Origin of the sequence: Mesorhizobium sp. 2RAF21 (genome assembly GCF_052115345.1) — a bacterium.
In the GTDB taxonomy this organism is placed as follows: Bacteria; Pseudomonadota; Alphaproteobacteria; order Rhizobiales; family Rhizobiaceae; genus Mesorhizobium; species Mesorhizobium terrae.
Genome location: NZ_JBFRGM010000053.1, coordinates 1 through 1,322, shown reverse-complemented (window position 1 = coordinate 1,322; position 1,322 = coordinate 1). Strand labels below are relative to the sequence as shown.

Here is a 1,322-nt window from a genome sequence, read left to right as displayed (position 1 = left end):
TGAACCGCCCCGGGTTTGCCGGAGGCTCCAACTTCCAAATAGGATGGAGCCATGACGAGCAAAACGACGAACAAGTTTTCCCCTGAGGTGCGCGAGCGTGCGGTGCGGCTGGTGTTGGATCACGAGGCCGATCATTCCTCCCGCTGGACTGCCTGTCAGTCGATCTCGGCCAAGATCGGCTGTTCGGCGCACACGCTGCTGGATTGGGTAAAGAAGGCCGAGATCGATGCCGGCAAGCGAGCCGGTTTGCCGACGGACACGGCCGAGAAGATAAAGGCTCTTGAGCGGGAGAACCGCGAGCTTCGGCAGGCCAATGAGATCCTGCGCAAGGCGAGCGCTTATTTTGCCCAGGCGGAGCTCGACCGCCCATTCAAACGATGATCGCGTTCATTGACGATCACCGCGAGGCGCATGGGGTCGAGCCGATCTGCAAGGTGTTGCCGATCGCCCCATCGACCTACCGCGACCACGTCGCCAAGCGTGCCGATCCCGAGAAGCTGTCGGCGCGGGCGAAGCGGGACCTGGAGCTCAAGCCGGAGATCGAACGTGTCTTCACGGAGAACTTCGAGGTCTACGGCGCGAGGAAAGTCTGGCGGCAGATGGTGCGCGAGGGCTTTGATGTCGCGCGCTGCACGGTCGAGCGGTTGATGGCCGACCTCGGCCTTCACGGCGTCATTCGCGGCAAGCCGATCCGCACCACGGTGCAGGACAAGGCCGCGCCATGTCCACGCGACCACGTAAACCGGGTCTTCCACGCACCGGCTCCGAACATGCTCTGGCTCTCGGATTTCACCTACGTCAGCACCTGGTCGGGCTTCGTCTACGTAGCCTTCGTCATCGACGCTTACGCCCGTCGTATCGTCGGCTGGCGGGTGAGCCGGACGGCCCATGCGAGTTTCGTCCTCGACGCGCTCGAGCAGGCCCTGCACGAACGGCGACCGGTTCATCGCGGTGGTCTGGTTCATCATTCGGACCGCGGTTCGCAATATGTCAGCATCCGCTACACAGAGCGCTTGGCCGAAGCCGGCATTGAGCCCTCCGTCGGCAGTGTCGGAGATTCCTATGACAACGCGCTGGCCGAGACGATCAACGGACTCTACAAGGCTGAGGTCATTCACCGGCGCGGGCCGTGGCGCAGCTTCGAAGCGGTCGAGTTCGCCACGCTGACCTGGGTCGACTGGTTCAACCACCGCCGGCTGCTGGAGCCTATCGGCAACATCCCGCCAGCCGAAGCCGAGGAACGCTACTACGCCATGCTGGAAGAACCAGCCATGGCCGCATAACTTAAACCAAACGGCCTCTGGCAAACCCGGCGCGGTTCA

General features: G+C 63.0%; 1 protein-coding gene and 1 other annotated feature. The gene reads left to right on the top strand.

Annotation, left to right across the window (positions count from 1 at the left end):
• Positions 1-51 precede the first annotated feature (51 nt).
• Positions 52-1,283, top strand: a protein-coding gene (locus AB4136_RS33335; RefSeq protein WP_441932340.1) for an IS3 family transposase whose coding sequence is annotated in 2 segments (ribosomal slippage) — positions 52-343 and positions 343-1,283 — 1,233 coding nt in all. Because the reading frame shifts where the segments join, the coding sequence is not laid out codon by codon here.
• Positions 336-452: a sequence feature (AL1L pseudoknot), on the top strand. (Overlaps the previous gene by 117 nt.)
• Positions 1,284-1,322: the final 39 nt, after the last annotated feature.